Origin of the sequence: Harryflintia acetispora, from assembly GCA_004340125.1 — a bacterium.
Taxonomy (GTDB): Bacteria; Bacillota; Clostridia; order Oscillospirales; family Ruminococcaceae; genus Harryflintia; species Harryflintia acetispora.
On the sequence record SLUK01000009.1, the window covers coordinates 53,421 to 68,373 of the forward strand.

The 14,953-nt window shown below is 61.9% G+C and carries 13 protein-coding genes; 11 read left to right on the top strand and 2 right to left on the bottom strand.

The features are described from left to right. Positions 1–141: 141 nt before the first annotated feature. Complete coding sequence (locus tag EDD78_RS10360; RefSeq protein ID WP_004010378.1) at positions 142–699, top strand: helix-turn-helix domain-containing protein; 558 nt, start codon at positions 142–144, stop codon at positions 697–699. 177 nt (positions 700–876) lie between these two features. Here the strand turns inward: EDD78_RS10360 and guaA are convergent, their stop codons facing one another. Then, positions 877–2,409, bottom strand: coding sequence for a glutamine-hydrolyzing GMP synthase (gene guaA / locus EDD78_RS10365; protein ID WP_132084882.1), 1,533 nt, complete (start codon positions 2,407–2,409; stop codon positions 877–879). A 263-nt stretch (positions 2,410–2,672) separates the two neighbouring features. Between guaA and glyA the strand changes: the two genes are divergently transcribed. The 3 genes from glyA (at position 2,673) to EDD78_RS10380 (ending at position 6,472) form a co-directional block, all read left to right on the top strand. Beyond that, a complete protein-coding gene (gene glyA / locus EDD78_RS10370) occupies positions 2,673–3,926 on the top strand; it encodes a serine hydroxymethyltransferase (RefSeq protein WP_132084883.1) in 1,254 nt (417 codons plus the stop codon). Between the two features lie 188 nt (positions 3,927–4,114). Further along, positions 4,115–5,101 carry a hypothetical protein gene (locus EDD78_RS10375; RefSeq protein WP_132084884.1) on the top strand — a complete coding sequence of 329 codons (987 nt, stop codon included), beginning with the start codon at positions 4,115–4,117 and terminating at the stop codon, positions 5,099–5,101. 105 nt (positions 5,102–5,206) lie between these two features. After that, the gene (locus EDD78_RS10380; RefSeq protein WP_132084885.1) at positions 5,207–6,472 is read left to right on the top strand and encodes a replication-associated recombination protein A; all 1,266 of its coding nucleotides are present in this window, start codon (positions 5,207–5,209) and stop codon (positions 6,470–6,472) included. A gap of 35 nt (positions 6,473–6,507) precedes the next feature. On the opposite strand, the gene EDD78_RS10385 is transcribed toward EDD78_RS10380, so the two are convergent. Further along, a complete protein-coding gene (locus tag EDD78_RS10385) occupies positions 6,508–7,710 on the bottom strand; it encodes an Ig-like domain-containing protein (RefSeq protein WP_286170847.1) in 1,203 nt (400 codons plus the stop codon). Positions 7,711–8,064: 354 nt separating this feature from the next. On the opposite strand from EDD78_RS10385, the gene murD reads away from it, so the two are divergent. From murD to rpsI, 7 genes are all read left to right on the top strand, one after another. After that, positions 8,065–9,456 (top strand): UDP-N-acetylmuramoyl-L-alanine--D-glutamate ligase, encoded by a 1,392-nt coding sequence (gene murD, locus EDD78_RS10390; protein WP_132084886.1) that lies wholly within the window; start codon positions 8,065–8,067, stop codon positions 9,454–9,456. A gap of 57 nt (positions 9,457–9,513) precedes the next feature. Next, on the top strand, positions 9,514–10,554 hold the full coding sequence (locus EDD78_RS10395) for a zinc-binding metallopeptidase family protein (RefSeq protein WP_132084887.1): 1,041 nt from the start codon (positions 9,514–9,516) through the stop codon (positions 10,552–10,554). Beyond that, positions 10,548–11,567 carry a M42 family metallopeptidase gene (locus EDD78_RS10400; RefSeq protein WP_079698627.1) on the top strand — a complete coding sequence of 340 codons (1,020 nt, stop codon included), beginning with the start codon at positions 10,548–10,550 and terminating at the stop codon, positions 11,565–11,567. Before EDD78_RS10395 ends, EDD78_RS10400 begins: the two co-directional genes overlap by 7 nt. Beyond that, entirely contained in the window at positions 11,564–12,358 is a 795-nt protein-coding gene (locus EDD78_RS10405; protein WP_079698628.1) for a GNAT family N-acetyltransferase, read from the top strand. Before EDD78_RS10400 ends, EDD78_RS10405 begins: the two co-directional genes overlap by 4 nt. A 15-nt stretch (positions 12,359–12,373) precedes the next feature. After that, complete coding sequence (locus EDD78_RS10410) at positions 12,374–13,651, top strand: methionine gamma-lyase family protein (RefSeq protein ID WP_132084888.1); 1,278 nt, start codon at positions 12,374–12,376, stop codon at positions 13,649–13,651. 220 nt (positions 13,652–13,871) lie between these two features. Then, positions 13,872–14,300 (top strand): 50S ribosomal protein L13, encoded by a 429-nt coding sequence (gene rplM, locus EDD78_RS10415; protein WP_079698630.1) that lies wholly within the window; start codon positions 13,872–13,874, stop codon positions 14,298–14,300. Between the two features lie 19 nt (positions 14,301–14,319). Further along, positions 14,320–14,721, top strand: coding sequence for a 30S ribosomal protein S9 (gene rpsI, locus EDD78_RS10420; RefSeq protein WP_079698631.1), 402 nt, complete (start codon positions 14,320–14,322; stop codon positions 14,719–14,721). The last annotated feature ends 232 nt before the right edge of the window (positions 14,722–14,953 follow it).

Here is a 14,953-nt window from a genome sequence, read left to right on the forward strand (position 1 = left end):
CGCAAATATGTTAATGTCACCATCTTCATTATACATTAACATAAGTGTTAATGTCAAGAATTTATTTCGCATTTTTGTTAAAGATTATCTTGCATCTTTCGCTTTTTTGCGCTATACTATTGGCAAAGGCGGTGGGATATTATGACAGTCGGAGACAAGATAAAGAAAATCCGCACCTTTCGAGGCATGACACAAAAGGAATTGGGGCTTGCTATCGGCTTTGAGGAAAAGGGAGCGGACAACCGGATCGCCCAGTATGAGACGAATTACCGTGTTCCGAAACGGGAACTGCTGGACAAGATGGCCGAGGCGCTGCGGGTAGACCGCCAGAACTTCTACACCATCGCCCCCGGCTCTGCCGAGGACTTCATGCGGACATTCTTCTGGCTGGACGAGGACAGCCCTGGCGCTATCCGCCTGTTCCAACTTGTCCGCAATCCGGGCAGAGCAGGGGCCGCTGATGATACCGCTGTACGGTACAATGATAGCGATGACTGGCCCGCACACCCTCCCGTGGGTATGTACTTCCAGTATGGCCTTGTGGACGAGTTCATGCGGGAATGGCTTTTTCGTCAGCAGGAGTTACACGCCGGGGAGATCACCAGGGAAGAGTATTTTGAATGGAAACTCAACTGGCCCCATACCTGCGACGATGGCCTGGAAAGCGAATATTATATCCCTTGGCGGAAAAATAAATAAGACAAGCAAAAAAACCGCCCTGCTGAATTTGTCGTTCAGCAGGGCGGTTTTGCTTGTCCTTTTGGGATTTTTCTCTTGAGAATACCGGGCGGACACAAATAGTATCAATCCAGTATCAAGAGCAGTATGGACGGGCAAAAAAGCCTGTATTCATGCGGGTTTTCGCCGTTTCGAGCGTCATTCCCACTCAATGGTTGCCGGGGGCTTGGAGGTGATGTCGTAAACGATCCGGTTGATGTGGCGCACCTCGTTGATGATCCGCACCGAGACGCGGTCGAGCACCTCGTAGGGGATGCGCGCCCAATCTGCGGTCATGAAGTCGGTGGTGGTCACGCCGCGCAGCGCGAGGGTATAATCATAGGTGCGCCCGTCGCCCATCACGCCCACCGAGCGCATGTTGGTGATCACCGCGAAATACTGGTGGATGTCCCGGTCCAGCCCGGCCTTGGCGATCTCCTCGCGGAAGATGAAGTCGGCGTCACGCAGGATTTCAAGCTTCTCCTCGGTGATCTCCCCGATCACCCGGATGGCCAATCCCGGCCCCGGAAAGGGCTGACGCCAGACCAGGTAGTCCGGCAGTCCGAGCTCGAGCCCCAGGCGGCGCACCTCGTCCTTGAAGAGAAGGCGCAGCGGCTCGATGATCTCCTTGAAGTCGACATAGTCCGGCAGTCCGCCGACGTTGTGGTGGCTCTTGATCACCGCCGCATCCCCGGTGCCGGACTCGATCACGTCGGGATAGATGGTGCCCTGGGCCAGGAAATCGACCGCGCCGATCTTCTTGGCCTCCTCCTCAAAGACACGGATGAACTCCTCGCCGATGATCTTGCGCTTGCGCTCCGGCTCTTCCACCCCCGCGAGCTTCCCGAGGAAGCGGTCCCTGGCGTTGATCCTGATAAAGTTGAGGTCTCCGCCCCCGAAGGCCGCCTCGACCTCGTCGCCCTCGTTCTTGCGCATGAGGCCGTGGTCGACGAAGATGCAGGTCAGCTGGTTGCCCACCGCCTTGGAGATCAGCGCGGCGGCGACCGACGAATCCACCCCGCCCGATAGGGCGAGCAGCACCCGGCCGTCACCCACCTGCGCGCGGATCGTCTCGATCGAGCGCTTGGCGTAGTCCCCCATGGTCCAGTCGCCCTTTGCGCCGCAGACCTCGTAGAGGAAGTTACGCAGCATGGCGACCCCGTTCTCGGTGTGGTTGACCTCGGGATGGTACTGCATGCCGTAGAGCCGGCGCTCCTTGCATTCCATCGCCGCCACCGGGCAGCCCTTGGTATGGGCGACCGACTGAAAGCCGGCGGGCAGCCTGTCGATATAGTCGTTGTGGCTCATCCAGGTGATCCCCGAGACCGGCAGGCCCTTAAAGAGGGGGGACTGGAAGTCGAACTGGGTCTCGGTCTTGCCGAACTCCTTGACCTCGGCGCTGCAAACCGACCCGCCGAGCAGCTGGGCCATCAGCTGGCAGCCGTAGCAAAGGCCGAGCACCGGGATCCCGAGCTCAAAAATTTTCGGATCGACCGAGGGCGCCTCGCCGGCGAAGACGCTGTTCGGCCCGCCGGTGAAGATGATCCCGATGGGGGCGCGCCGTTCGATTTCATGAAGCGGGGTGTGATAGGGGATAACCTCGCAATAGACCGAGCATTCCCTTACCCGGCGCGCGATGAGCTGGTTGTATTGTCCTCCGAAATCCAGGACCAGGACCAGTTGATGTTCCACAGATTATTACCTCCGATTGTCGGCCGCGCCCGCGGGCGAAATTTTGTATACATATACTGATTTTATTCTGCCATTATTCAGCAAAAAAAACAAGTGGCAAGATGATAGAATTTCCAAAAGGGAAGGGAAGGATTTCTGAATAAGTTGTGCTGACAAGAAAATTTACCGCATAGCTATTGGTGTTTTCGCGCCGACCATGTATAATAGAGAGAGAATATGGGCGGGCCCCGGCGCGGGCCCGACGAGATGGAGGTATGGCGAAGGTGTACAGGGATCTGATGGATACGATCGGGTATGTGGGAAAGAGCGACCCCGAGGTCGCCGCGGCGATGGACAAGGAGCTCGCGCGGCAGCGCCGCAACATCGAGCTGATCGCGTCGGAGAATATCGTCTCCCCGGCGGTGATGGCGGCGATGGGCTCGGTGCTGACCAACAAATACGCCGAGGGGTACCCGGGCAAGCGGTACTACGGCGGATGCGAGTGCGTGGACATCGTGGAGAACATCGCGCGCGAACGCGCCAAGGAGCTCTTCGGCGCCGAGCACGCCAACGTGCAGCCCCATTCGGGCGCGCAGGCGAATCTGGCGGCCTATTTCGCGCTGCTGCAGCCGGGGGACACGGTGCTGGGCATGAGCCTTGCAGAGGGAGGGCACCTCACCCACGGCTCGCCGGTCAACATGTCCGGCAAGTATTATCATTTCGAGTCCTACGGCGTGGACGAGGTGACCCACCGGATCGACTACGATAAAGTGCTCGCGAAGGCGAAGGAATGTAAGCCCAAACTGATCGTCGCGGGGGCGAGCGCCTATCCGCGCACCATCGACTTTGAGCGCTTCGCGGCCATCGCCAAGGAGGTGGGCGCCCTGTTCATGGTGGATATGGCGCACATCGCGGGCCTGGTCGCCGCGGGGCTCCACCCCTCGCCGGTGCCCTATGCCGACGTGGTGACCACCACCACCCACAAGACCCTGCGCGGCCCGCGCGGCGGCATGATCCTCTGCCGCGAGGAGTACGCCAAGGCGATCGACAAGGCGATCTTCCCCGGCACCCAGGGCGGCCCGCTCATGCACATCATCGCCTCCAAGGCGGTTTGCCTGGGCGAGGCGCTGCAGCCGGAGTTTAAATCCTATCAGCAGCAGATCCTCAAAAACTGCAAGGCGCTCGAGGAGGGGCTGCGCGCGAGAGGCTTCCATATGGTTTCGGACGGCAGCGACAACCACCTGATCCTGCTCGACCTGCGCAACTTGGGGATCACCGGCAAGGAGCTGGAGAAGAAGCTCGACGAGGTGTACATCACCGCCAACAAGAACGCCATCCCGGCCGACCCGCAGAGCCCCTTTATCACCAGCGGCCTGCGCCTGGGCACCCCGGCGGTCACCTCGCGCGGGATGGTCGAGGAGGACATGGACAAAATCGCCGAGTTCCTCTATCTTACCGCCACCGACTTCGAGGGAAGTGCCGACAAGATTCGCGCGGGCGTGAATGCGCTGTGTGAAAAATATCCGCTTTACGAGTAATTTGGAAAGCGAAGGACGACTTTACACGGCGCCGCCCCACTGTGGGGCGGCGCCGTTTTAAAGGATCGAAAAAAGAGGGAAAAGCTTGAAAGGTTTGTCTTTCAAGCGGCCGGTTCTTCACCTTGGCAGTTGTAATACTGCCATTTCGCCAAGGCCAAAACCGGTTCCCAAGAAAGGAGTGTCAAGGAATGAAAAAGCTGATTGTCGGCGTGTTGGCAGGGGTGCTCAGCCTGGCGGTCGCGCTGCCGGGCGCGGCGGCCAAGATGCGATCCACCAGCGTGCGGCTGGACGCGGGCAGCGAGGAGCAGGTCACCGGCGGGGTGGTGCTCGAAAGCTGGCAGTGGCCGCAAAAGGACAGGCTCCTGCTGGCCTTCACCCGGGAAGGGGTGGAGGAGCCGCAGCGGGTGATCGCCCAGCTGAATGTCGAGGAGGGGCTCGCCGGGAGCCTTTACAGCACCGCCAAGAAGGGCGAGCTCGGCTTCAAAAGCCGCTTGTACGACGACCGGGCGGAATTTTTGCTGGGAGAGAATCAATTTTCTTTGGAGCTGCCCGACGGCGGAGTGCTGCGCACCGAGCGCGCCGACTTCTACGGGGACTACCTGCCCGAATTTAAGGGGGAATACTTCTACCAGGGGGTACAGTTTAACTCCAGCGAGGAGTACTATTTCTGCGAGCGGATGGCCCGGGGCCTCGGGATGAAGGGGGAGGCCGTCTGCGACAAGCTGATGGTCTACTCCAACCGGGGGGACAACCAGGGGGAGGAGATCGCCATGATCGGATTCCCCTTCCAGGTCAAGGGGAACGAGAAGAACATGCGCTGGATGCGCGCCTCGGACCGGATCCTGGTGCAGGCCAAGGTGTACCTCCCACAGGAGTACGGCTCCTATGAGACCCAGTACTACGTCTACAACGCGCCCTCCGCGACCATGATCTCCAAGTTTACGCTCAAAGAGAACGACCTGGTGATCCAGGATACCTACAAATCAAAAATTCTACTCCTCTCCGACAGCCAGGAACCGGTGCTCTACCTGTATGACTACCGTGAGAAGAAGCTCCAGGAGCTGGACCGCTTCACCCGCCCGGTGCAGGCGCGCTTCTCGCCCGACGGCACGCGCGCGGCGGTGATCCGTGAAAAGCGCAGCTTCGTGCCGACCATCTATGAGTTGGAGAGCTGATGAGAGCCGGGACGCGTTCGCGTCCCGGCGTTTTTTTGGTTGGCAAAGGGGGAAAAGCGCGGTATAATAGCTATCATATCAAGTTTCATGGATTGAGGTGAGAGGATGACAAGCCCACTGGCGGACCGGCTGCGCCCGCAGGACCTTGGCGAGGTAGTGGGGCAGCGGCACATCCTGGGGCAGGGCAAGGTGCTGCGCCGGCTGATCGAGGGGGGCACGATCCCCAACCTGATCTTCTACGGACCCTCGGGGGTGGGGAAAACCACCGTGGCGCGGATCATCGCCGAGAAGGCCCACAAGAAGCTCTACAAGCTCAACGGCACCACCGCCTCCACCTCGGACATCCGGGAGATCGTGGAGAACCTGGGCAGCCTGGAGGCGATGGGCGGGGTGATCCTCTATCTGGACGAGATCCAGTACCTCAACAAAAAGCAGCAGCAGACCCTGCTGCAATTCATCGAGGACGGGTCGATCACCCTGATCGCCTCCACCACCGAGAACCCCTACTTCTATATCTATAACGCGATCCTTAGCCGTTCGACCGTCTTTGAATTTAAGCCGGTGGAAAAGGAGGAGATCCTCCCGGCGCTCGGGCGCGCCAGGACGCTGCTCGAGGGGGAGCTGGGGGAGAAAATCGAAATTTCAGGCGAAGCGCTGGAAAAGATAGCGACCCTTTCGGGCGGGGATGTGCGCCGCGCGCTTAACTCCTTCGAGCTGCTGGCCCTCTCGGGCGAGAGCGCGGACGGGGTGCGCCGGGTGGCGGACGGGAGCGTCGAGGAGGTCACCACCAAGAGCGTCATGCGCTACGACCGCTCGGCGGACGAGCACTATGACATCCTATCGGCCTTTCAAAAGTCGATCCGAGGCTCCGACCCCCAGGCGGCGCTGCACTATCTGGCAAGGCTGTTGCAGGCGGGGGATTTGATCTCGGCCTGCCGGCGCATGCTGGTGTGCGCCTGCGAGGACATCGGGCTCGCCTATCCGCAGGCCATCCCGATCGTCAAGGCCTGTGCCGACATCGCCATGCAGGTCGGGCTGCCCGAGGCGCAAATTCCCCTGGGCGACGCGGTGGTGCTGCTGGCCACCGCGCCCAAGTCCAACAGCGGCTGCATGGGGATCGAGGCGGCGATGGCGGACATCGCCGCGGGCAATACGGGGCCGATCCCGCGGCAGCTGCAAAATAAGCACTTCGACGGCGCCGAGGTGAAGGTCAAGGGGCAATTTTACCAGTACCCGCACGACTTCCCGAACCACTACGTCGAGCAGCAGTACCTGCCGGACAACCTGAAAGACCGCGTCTACTACCAATACGGTGAGAACAGGACCGAGCAGGCGGCGAAAGGCTACTGGGAAAAGATCAAGGGAAAATAGAAAGGGCCCCGAGAAACGGCTTCTCGGGGCTTTTCTTATGGATTTAAAATGATGGCGGGGCGGATTGGTCGGGAATTATACACCCCCAGCTGGCCGTTGAGATAGCCGGCGTCTGAAGCGCTGCAGGCGATGTTGGCCCAGTCCTGCCGGGGCGAGCGCAGCCAGGAGTAGGTGCCCGCGTTTGCATAGAGCGTGCCGACGGGGGAATAGGAGTCGGCGGTGGCCCCCTCCCCCGCGAGCCAGCCAAACTGCCGGGGTATCTCATAGCTGTCCAGCGCCCAGCCGGTCCGGCTGCTGCCGTAGAGCTCGTAGGCGCTGGGCAGCCAGACCGGATCGCCGACTTTGGCGTGGGGGGAGAGCTTGGCCCGCCGTTCGGGCGACAGGCTTTGGTAGTAATCCAGGCACTGCTGGCGGGCGGTGCTGGCACTGTAGGAGTTGTCGACCCCAAACGCGCTGGAAACGGCATTGAAGTTTGCCAGCAGCACGACCGAATAGCGCTTCCCGCCGAACTTCGTTCCGTCGTCGTCCACCACCCACCAGCTCTTTCTATCCCAGGTCACCGTCTGGCCGAGGGAGGAGGAGTCGATGGGGTCGCCGTTGTCGTCCACCGGAAGATCGACGGCTACCTTGCAGCGCGCCTCCAGCTTTCCGCCATAGACGCTGGCGGTCACGGTCGCCGTCCCCCGCGAGACGGCGGACACGAGCCCAGTACCGTCCACCGTACAGACGGCCGGATTGCTGCTGCGCCAGCCGACGGGGGCGGCGTAGTCGCGCACCGTCATATAGGGGTGACCGGTGGGGCCGGTGGCGGCGAGGCCCGGGTTTTTCTGCACCGTCAGGCGGGCGGAGCGCTGGCCGTCGGTCTGGAGCTGGAGGGTGGGGGCGAGCGTCAGGCTCTTGATGGCGTTGTAGGTCATGGTCAGCGTCTTGCTTGACCCCTTGCGCAGGGCAGAAAGGGCCTCTTTGGGCTTCGAGGCCACGGTGACGGTGAAGTCGATGTCTTCCTGCGGCGGGTCGGGGATGGGCAGGTAGTAGGTGTACTGTCCCCCTTTGATTACAGTTTTGCCCTCGTCGGGCGCGAGGGTCATCCCGCCGCCCGAGGCCGACACATCGAAGCCGCCGATGGCCGCATCCTGCGCGTTCACCGTCAGGATGACGTATTCCGTCGCGGCGGCCGCGGCGGCGGGCAGGGACAACAGGCACAGCGCCAGAGAGACGAGAAAGCATAGGCGTTTCATTCGATCACCATTCCTTTTGGGCGGCAACAAAAAGACCAGCAGAAAGGATTTCTGCCGGTCGCCACCCGCGGGGGAAGGGGGTGAAAAGGGGCGGATTCCCTTGCATTTCCCACCAAAAGAGGATATAATTAGGAAAAGTGTGGGAGAGAATGGGATTTTTTTCGCTCCCCGCGCGAAAACACGGTAAAATCAGGCCGCTGGAAATCCTTTCTGGCGGCCTTTTTGCGTACAAAGGAACCTGAGAAAATCCCGCATTTGATTGATATTTCAAATTCCGTCCACTATAATAATAAGGTATGGGATTTTTCCCCTTCTGCCGGAGCGCGGGAGGCTGGACATAAAGGAGAGTATGGCATGAACGACAGGGCGCAGCGCTTTTTTGATTTTATCCGCGGCAAGCGGGTTTCCATCGTGGGGGTCGGGGTGACCAACACCGATCTGGTCCCGCTCTTTTTGGAGAAGGGGGCGCTGGTCACGGTGCACGACAAGCGCAGCCGCGAGCAGCTCGGCGAGGTGTGCGATCGTTTCGAGGCGCTGGGCGCAAAGCTCGCACTTGGGGAGGAGTATCTGCAAAAGGTGGAGTGCGACGTCCTCCTGCGCACCCCGGGGATGTACTTTAAATCCGAGTTTTTGGAGCGGCTGCGCCAGGACGGCGCGGTGGTGACCAGCGAGATGGAAATCTTTTTCGACCTGTGCCCCTGCCCCACCTTCGCGGTGACCGGCTCGGACGGCAAGACCACCACCACCACCCTGATCGCCGAAATGCTGCGGGAGGCGGGCTACCGGGTGCATCTGGGCGGGAACATCGGCAAGGCGCTGCTGCCGGGGATCGAAGAGATTACCCCGCAGGATATGGCGGTGGTGGAGCTCTCGAGCTTCCAGCTGATCTCGATGCGCTGCGCGCCGGATGTGAGCGTGGTGACCAACGTCGCCCCCAACCACCTGGATGTGCACAAGGACATGGCCGAATACATCGCCGCCAAGCGCAATATCTTTCTGCACCAGAACGCCTTCTCCAAAACGGTGCTGGGTCTCGACAACGAGATCACCCGCACCTTCCAGGATGAGGTGCGCGGACGGCTTTTCTGGTTCTCCCGCCGCGAGCGGCCTCGGTTTGGCAGCTATCTGGCGGACGACGGGAACCTGTATCTCAATACCCGCGCGGGGAGCATCTGTCTGATGAAGCGGGAGGACATCCGCCTGCCGGGGATCCACAACGTGGAAAACTATCTGGCCGCTATCGCGGCGGTCTGCGAATACGTCACTCCCGCGCAGATGCGGGAGGTGGCGCGCACCTTCGGCGGGGTGGAGCACAGGATCGAATTCGTGCGGGAGCTTCAGGGCGTGCGCTGGTACAACGACTCGATCGCCACCTCCCCGACGCGCACCATCGCCGGGCTGCGCTCGTTTGATCAAAAGCTGATCATCATCGCGGGCGGGTACGACAAGAAGATCCCCTACCTGCCGTTGGCCCCCGAAATCAACAAACATGTAAAGGTGCTTGTCTTGACAGGCGCGACCGCCGAAAAGATCGAGCAGGCGGTGGTGGAGCACCCGACCTACGACCCGTCGCAGCTGCAGATCCTGCACGCGGCCGATCTGGAAGAGGCCGTGCGGCTCGCCCGCGCGGCGGCCGTGCCGGGGGACGTCGTCTCCCTCTCGCCCGCGAGCGCCAGCTTTGATAAATACCCGAACTTCGAGGCGCGGGGCAAACACTTTAAACAGCTGGTCAATGCGCTGAAATAGTCGAAAAACGTATAGAAAATACAGGATTATACAAAAAGTAATCGAAAAGGAGCGGATATGATGGAAACGTCAGCATTGCTGCGCACACTCAGCGAAGCGGTCGGCGTGGCGGGAAGCGAAAGCGGGGTCCTCGCCGCGGCGAGGGAGGAGCTCCTGAAAATCGGGAAGTGCGAAGTCAGCCCCCTCGGCTCGCTGATCTGTAAAATTCGCGAGCCCAAGGCGGGGAGAGCCCACGTCATGCTGGACGCCCACCTCGACGAGATCGGGCTGATCGTGACCGCCATCCTGCCGGATGGTTTTTTGAAGGTTTCGAACTGCGGGGGGATCGACCGGCGGATCCTGCCCGCCTGCCAGGTGACCATCCACGGCAGGGAGCCGCTGAAGGCAGTGGTCTGCTCGGTGCCGCCCCACCTGCAGGATAAAGAACAGAAAAAGACCCAGAAGATCGAGGAGTTCACCCTCGACGCGGGCCTGGGCTTTGAGGCGGCGCAAAAGCTGATCGCCCCGGGGGACCGGGTGACGATCGACGCGCCCTTCGCCGGGCTGCTGGGCGGCAGGGTGACCGGAAAGAGCCTCGACAACCGCGCCGGGTGCGCGGCGGTCATACGCGCGGGCGAGCTGCTGGCGCAGTCCCCATTGGACTGCGGACTGAGCGTGGTGCTTTCCTCCTTGGAGGAGGTGGGCGAGCAGGGGGCGCAGTGCGCGGCCTATGCGCTCGCGCCCACCCACGCGATCGTGGTGGACGTCTCGTTCGCCGGCGCGCCGGGCCTCGGGCCGGTGCGGCAGGCAGCTTTCGGCAGCGGGGCGATGGTGGGCTTTGCCCCCACCCTTTGCGGCGAGATGAGCCGGGGGTTGATAGAAACCGCTGAGCGCCATCAGATCCCCCACACCCCCGAGGTGATGGGCGGGAAGAGCGGCACCAACGCCGACAATATCGCCGCCTCGCGCTGCGGGGTGCGCACAGCACTCCTCTCGATCCCGCAGCGCAACATGCACACCCCCGTCGAGATCGTGGACACCGCCGACATCGAGGCGGTGGCAAACCTCATCGCGGCCTATCTGTGCGACAACTTTTCATTGGAGGGATTCGGATGCTAGAGCTGATCAAAGAGCTTTCCCTGCTCGACGGGGTGTCGGGCGACGAGGGCGCGGTGCGCGAGCGGATCATCAAAGAGATCGACGGGAAATGCGAGTGGAGCGTGGACCCGCTGGGAAATATCATCGCGCTCAAGAAGGGGAAGCGCGCCACGGACAAGAAAATCCAGCTTTCGGCCCATATGGATGAGGTCGGCTTCATCATCACCCACATCGGCGAGGACGGGCTGCTGCGCTTTGCGCCGGTGGGCGGGATCGACGTGCGGGTGACGCTCGGCAAGCGGCTGCGCATCGGGAGAAAAAGACTCTGCGGCGTGGTGGGATTAAAGCCGATCCACCTGGTGAGCGAGGAGGAATTTAACACTCCGCCCAAGATGGACGAGCTCTATATCGACATCGGTGCAAAGGACCGGGAAGAGGCGGCGGGGCTGGTGGAAGTCGGCGAGCGCGCAGCGTTCGAGAGCGAATTCATCGAGTTCGGCGAGGGCTTCTTCAAGTGCAAGGCGCTGGACGACCGCGCCGGGTGCGCCCTGCTCATCGAGCTGATCAAAGGGGAAATCGAATATGATACCGCCTTCACCTTCACGGTGCAGGAGGAAAACGGCTGCTTTGGGGCGATGACCGCCGGCTACACCGTGGCCCCGGACGTTGCGATCGCGGTGGAGACCACCACCGCCGCCGATCTGCCCGACACCCCCGAGCACAAGAAGGTCTGCCGCCTGGGTCAAGGGCCGGTGGTCTCCTTCATGGACCGGGGGACGGTCTACAACATGGAGCTTTACCGCGCTCTGCTCGCGCGCGCACGGCAGGAGGGAATCGCCTGCCAGCCCAAGACCGGGGTCTACGGCGGGAACGAGGCGCAGAGCCTGATCTCCAGTAAAGCCGGGGTCAAGGTGCTGGCCGTGTCTCTGCCCTGCCGCTACCTGCACTCGCCCAGCTGCGTGCTGCAAAAGAGCGACCTCTGTGAGACGCTGCGGCTGCTGCGCGCCGCCATCGCGCTGGCGGGCGGGCAGTGATCCGCTTTGTGGATTCCCCCGCGCGGCAGGCCGACCTTGAGAAGGTGCTGGCGGGGGAGGATTTGATCCATGCCTGCATGCTCTCTTCTTATTATAATGGCAGCCGGAGGGTGGGGAAGGACCTGCGCTTTTGGGTCTGCTACGAAGGGGAGGAGCCGCGCGCGGCGCTTCTGTCCATTTACGACGAGGTGCTGCTCTGCGACCGTGGCCTTGTGAAGACGGACGAGCTTGAGGAATTCCTGCGCTTTCTCGGCTGTGAGGTGCTTTGCGGGCGGGGGCTGCTGCTGCGGCGTCTGGCCCCGGGTGCGGGGCTCAGAGTGGACGAACTGGCCCCAGCCATGGTCTACCGCGGCGGGGCGCTGACGGCGGATGAGCCGGCGTTTTTGCCGGTCGAGGAGAACTTTTCCGGGCTTTACCGGATGATCGGAGAAAACTACGACCATTTCTTCGATTGCGGCGGCTACGAGGGGTGGCTGGCGGACTACCGCTTCAAGCGCCTCGACGGGGTCTGCCAGATATATGCCTACTGCGAAAATGGCGCGCCGGTGGCCACCGGCGCGCTGACCTGCGCGAGCGGGCGGTGCGCCGACCTCGGCGGGATCGTGGTGAGGCGGGACCATCGGGGCCGCGGCCTCGGGCAGAGGATGGTCCGCTTCCTGATCGCAAGGGCCCAGGAGCACCGGCGCCTACCGGTGCTCTGCTGCGCCGGGGAGGAGCTGCTGGGGTACTACCGCGGCCTGGGTTTTGAACAGTATGACGAGTGGGCCTGCGCATTGGCACAGAATACATAGAGATAGGAGAACGGGATGGAACAGCCATTTTTTCAGATAGACAAGCGGATTCTCGCGCTCTCGGAGCAAATTGAGGAGCAGATCGCGCCTCAGTTGAAACACATCGACGGGATCGCCCAATATAACACCTGCAAGGTGCAGCGGGCCTTCGCGGACCAGAGGGTCAGCGAGAGTCATTTCGCCGGGACCAGCGGCTACGGCTACGACGACCGGGGACGGGAGACCCTCGAGCGGGTCTTCGCCCAGGTCGTGGGGGCACAGGATTCCCTCTACCGGCACAACTTCGTTTCGGGCACCGCGGCACTCACCTGCGCGCTGTTCGGGGTGCTGCGCCCGGGGGACCGAATGGTCTGCCTGACGGGGACCCCCTACGACACCCTGCACGGGGTGATCGGGCTGCTGCCCGAGCACGCCGGGCGCGGGACGCTAAAAGACTTCGGCATTCAATATGAACAAATCGAACTGAAAGACGATCAGATCGACCTCGGCGCGGTAAGCGGCGCGGTGGCGGGCGCGAAGATCGCCTACATCCAGCGCTCGCGCGGGTATTCGCTGCGAAGGTCGCTCAGCTGTGAGGACGTGCGGCTGGCGGCCGCCGCGGTCAAGGCCGCCGACCCGCAGGTGCTGGTGGTGGTGGACAACTGCTACGGCGAATTCGTGGACACGCTGGAGCCCACCGAGGTGGGGGCCGACCTGATCGTGGGGTCGCTGATCAAGAACCCCGGCGGCGGGATCGCCCAGACCGGCGGCTACATCGCGGGACGGGAGGACCTGGTGGAGCTCTGCGCCTGCCGCCTCACCTCGCCGAGCACCGGCAAGGAGGTGGGCTGCACCCTCGGGCAGCTGCGCTCGATGTACATGGGCCTCTTCTTCGCGCCCACCGTGGTGGCCGGCGCCGTCAAGACGGCGACCTTTGCCGCCGCCCTCTTCGAGGCGGCGGGCTACCGGGTGTCGCCCCGGTGGGACGAGCGGCGCGCGGACATCATCCAGACCATCGTGCTGGGCAGCGGCGAGCGGGTGTCCGCCTTCTGCCGCGGGGTGCAGCAGGGCGCGCCGGTGGATTCGTTCGTCACCCCCGAGGCGTGGGACATGCCGGGGTACGACGACCCGGTTATCATGGCGGCGGGGGCGTTCAACATGGGCGCCTCGATCGAGCTGTCGGCCGATGCGCCGATGCGCGAGCCCTACGCCTGCTGGCTGCAGGGGGGGCTGACCTGGCCCTCGGGGAAGCTGGGGGTGCTGCTGGCGGCGCAGTCCATGCTCGAAGCGGGTGTGCTCTTTGGCGAAAAATAAAAATGAATCGTGAGGATTCGTGAGTAATCGGAAGAAAACGGGAGCAAAATAGAGATTGAAGGACGCGGATTAAAAAATTGCTAAAAAGTCCTTGACAGCGCATAACAAAGCCATTATAATGATACCTGTTGGTTTGAAGGTCTGTCCAAAAGGGAGCAAGGTTCCCCCCACGGGACGATAGGAGCTTTCAAAGAGTTAAGGTAATATGGAGGTATACACAATGTCAACTACAATGCCGAAGGCCGCTGAGCTCGGCCGCAAGTGGTATGTGATTGATGCAGCCGGCAAGCCGCTGGGCCGTGTCGCTGCCAAGGCCGCCGTGCTGCTGCGCGGCAAGCACAAGACCACCTTCACCCCGAACGTGGACTGCGGCGATCACGTGGTGATCGTCAACTGCGACAAGGCGGTCCTGACCGGGAAGAAGCTCGATCAGAAGTTCTACCGCCGCCATTCCGGCTGGGTCGGCGGGCTCAAGGAAATGAGCTACGGCCACCTGATGGAAGAGAATCCCGAGAAGGCGATGACCCTCGCGGTAAAGGGCATGATCCCGGACAACGTGATCGGCCGTCATGCACTGACCAGGCTGCGCACCTACCGCGGCGCCCAGCACCGGCACGAAGCGCAGAATCCGCAGGAATACACCCTTTAATCGGGAGGAGGAATAAGGAATGTACGATACCAAACAGTTTTTCTACGGCACCGGCAGAAGAAAGAACTCGGTCGCCAGAGTCCGCCTTTATCCGGGCAACGGCGCCATCACCATAAACGGTAGGGACATTGACGACTACTTCGGGCTCGAGACCCTCAAGCTGATCGTCCGCCAGCCGCTCGAGCTGACCGAGACCACCGGTAAGTTCGACATCGTCTGCAACGTCACCGGCGGCGGCGTCTCCGGCCAGGCCGGCGCGATCCGTCACGGCGTTTCCCGCGCTCTTCTCGAGTTTAACGGCGAGGCCCTGCGCCCCGCGCTCAAGAAGGCCGGGTTCCTGACCCGCGACCCGAGAATGAAAGAGCGTAAGAAGTACGGCCTCAAAGCGGCCCGTCGCGCGCCCCAGTTCTCCAAGAGATAATCATTCAAAGGAACCACTCGCCAGAGTGGTTCTTTTTTTGCGACGGGTTGCTTTTTGCCATCCCCGAGCGTAAGCGAGCGGGGGCACTGATGTTTGCGAAGCAAATGTCGGCCCGTCGCGCGCCCCAGTTCTCCAAGAGATAATCATTCAAAGGAACCACTCGCCAGAGTGGTTCTTTTTTTGCGACGGGTTGCTTTTTGCCATCCCCGAGCGTAAGCGAGCGGGGGCACCG

Bases quoted from the DNA above. Each gene is read 5' to 3' on its own strand.
- EDD78_RS10410 (WP_132084888.1), top strand. From the start codon at position 12,374: ATGGAACAGCCATTTTTTCAGATAGACAAGCGGATTCTCGCGCTCTCG.
- EDD78_RS10380 (WP_132084885.1), top strand. From the start codon at position 5,207: ATGACAAGCCCACTGGCGGACCGGCTGCGCCCGCAGGACCTTGGCGAG.
- rplM (WP_079698630.1), top strand. From the start codon at position 13,872: ATGTCAACTACAATGCCGAAGGCCGCTGAGCTCGGCCGCAAGTGGTAT.
- EDD78_RS10395 (WP_132084887.1), top strand. From the start codon at position 9,514: ATGATGGAAACGTCAGCATTGCTGCGCACACTCAGCGAAGCGGTCGGC.
- EDD78_RS10400 (WP_079698627.1), top strand. From the start codon at position 10,548: ATGCTAGAGCTGATCAAAGAGCTTTCCCTGCTCGACGGGGTGTCGGGC.
- rpsI (WP_079698631.1), top strand. From the start codon at position 14,320: ATGTACGATACCAAACAGTTTTTCTACGGCACCGGCAGAAGAAAGAAC.
- EDD78_RS10375 (WP_132084884.1), top strand. From the start codon at position 4,115: ATGAAAAAGCTGATTGTCGGCGTGTTGGCAGGGGTGCTCAGCCTGGCG.
- EDD78_RS10360 (WP_004010378.1), top strand. From the start codon at position 142: ATGACAGTCGGAGACAAGATAAAGAAAATCCGCACCTTTCGAGGCATG.
- murD (WP_132084886.1), top strand. From the start codon at position 8,065: ATGAACGACAGGGCGCAGCGCTTTTTTGATTTTATCCGCGGCAAGCGG.
- EDD78_RS10385 (WP_286170847.1), bottom strand. From the start codon at position 7,710: ATGAAACGCCTATGCTTTCTCGTCTCTCTGGCGCTGTGCCTGTTGTCC.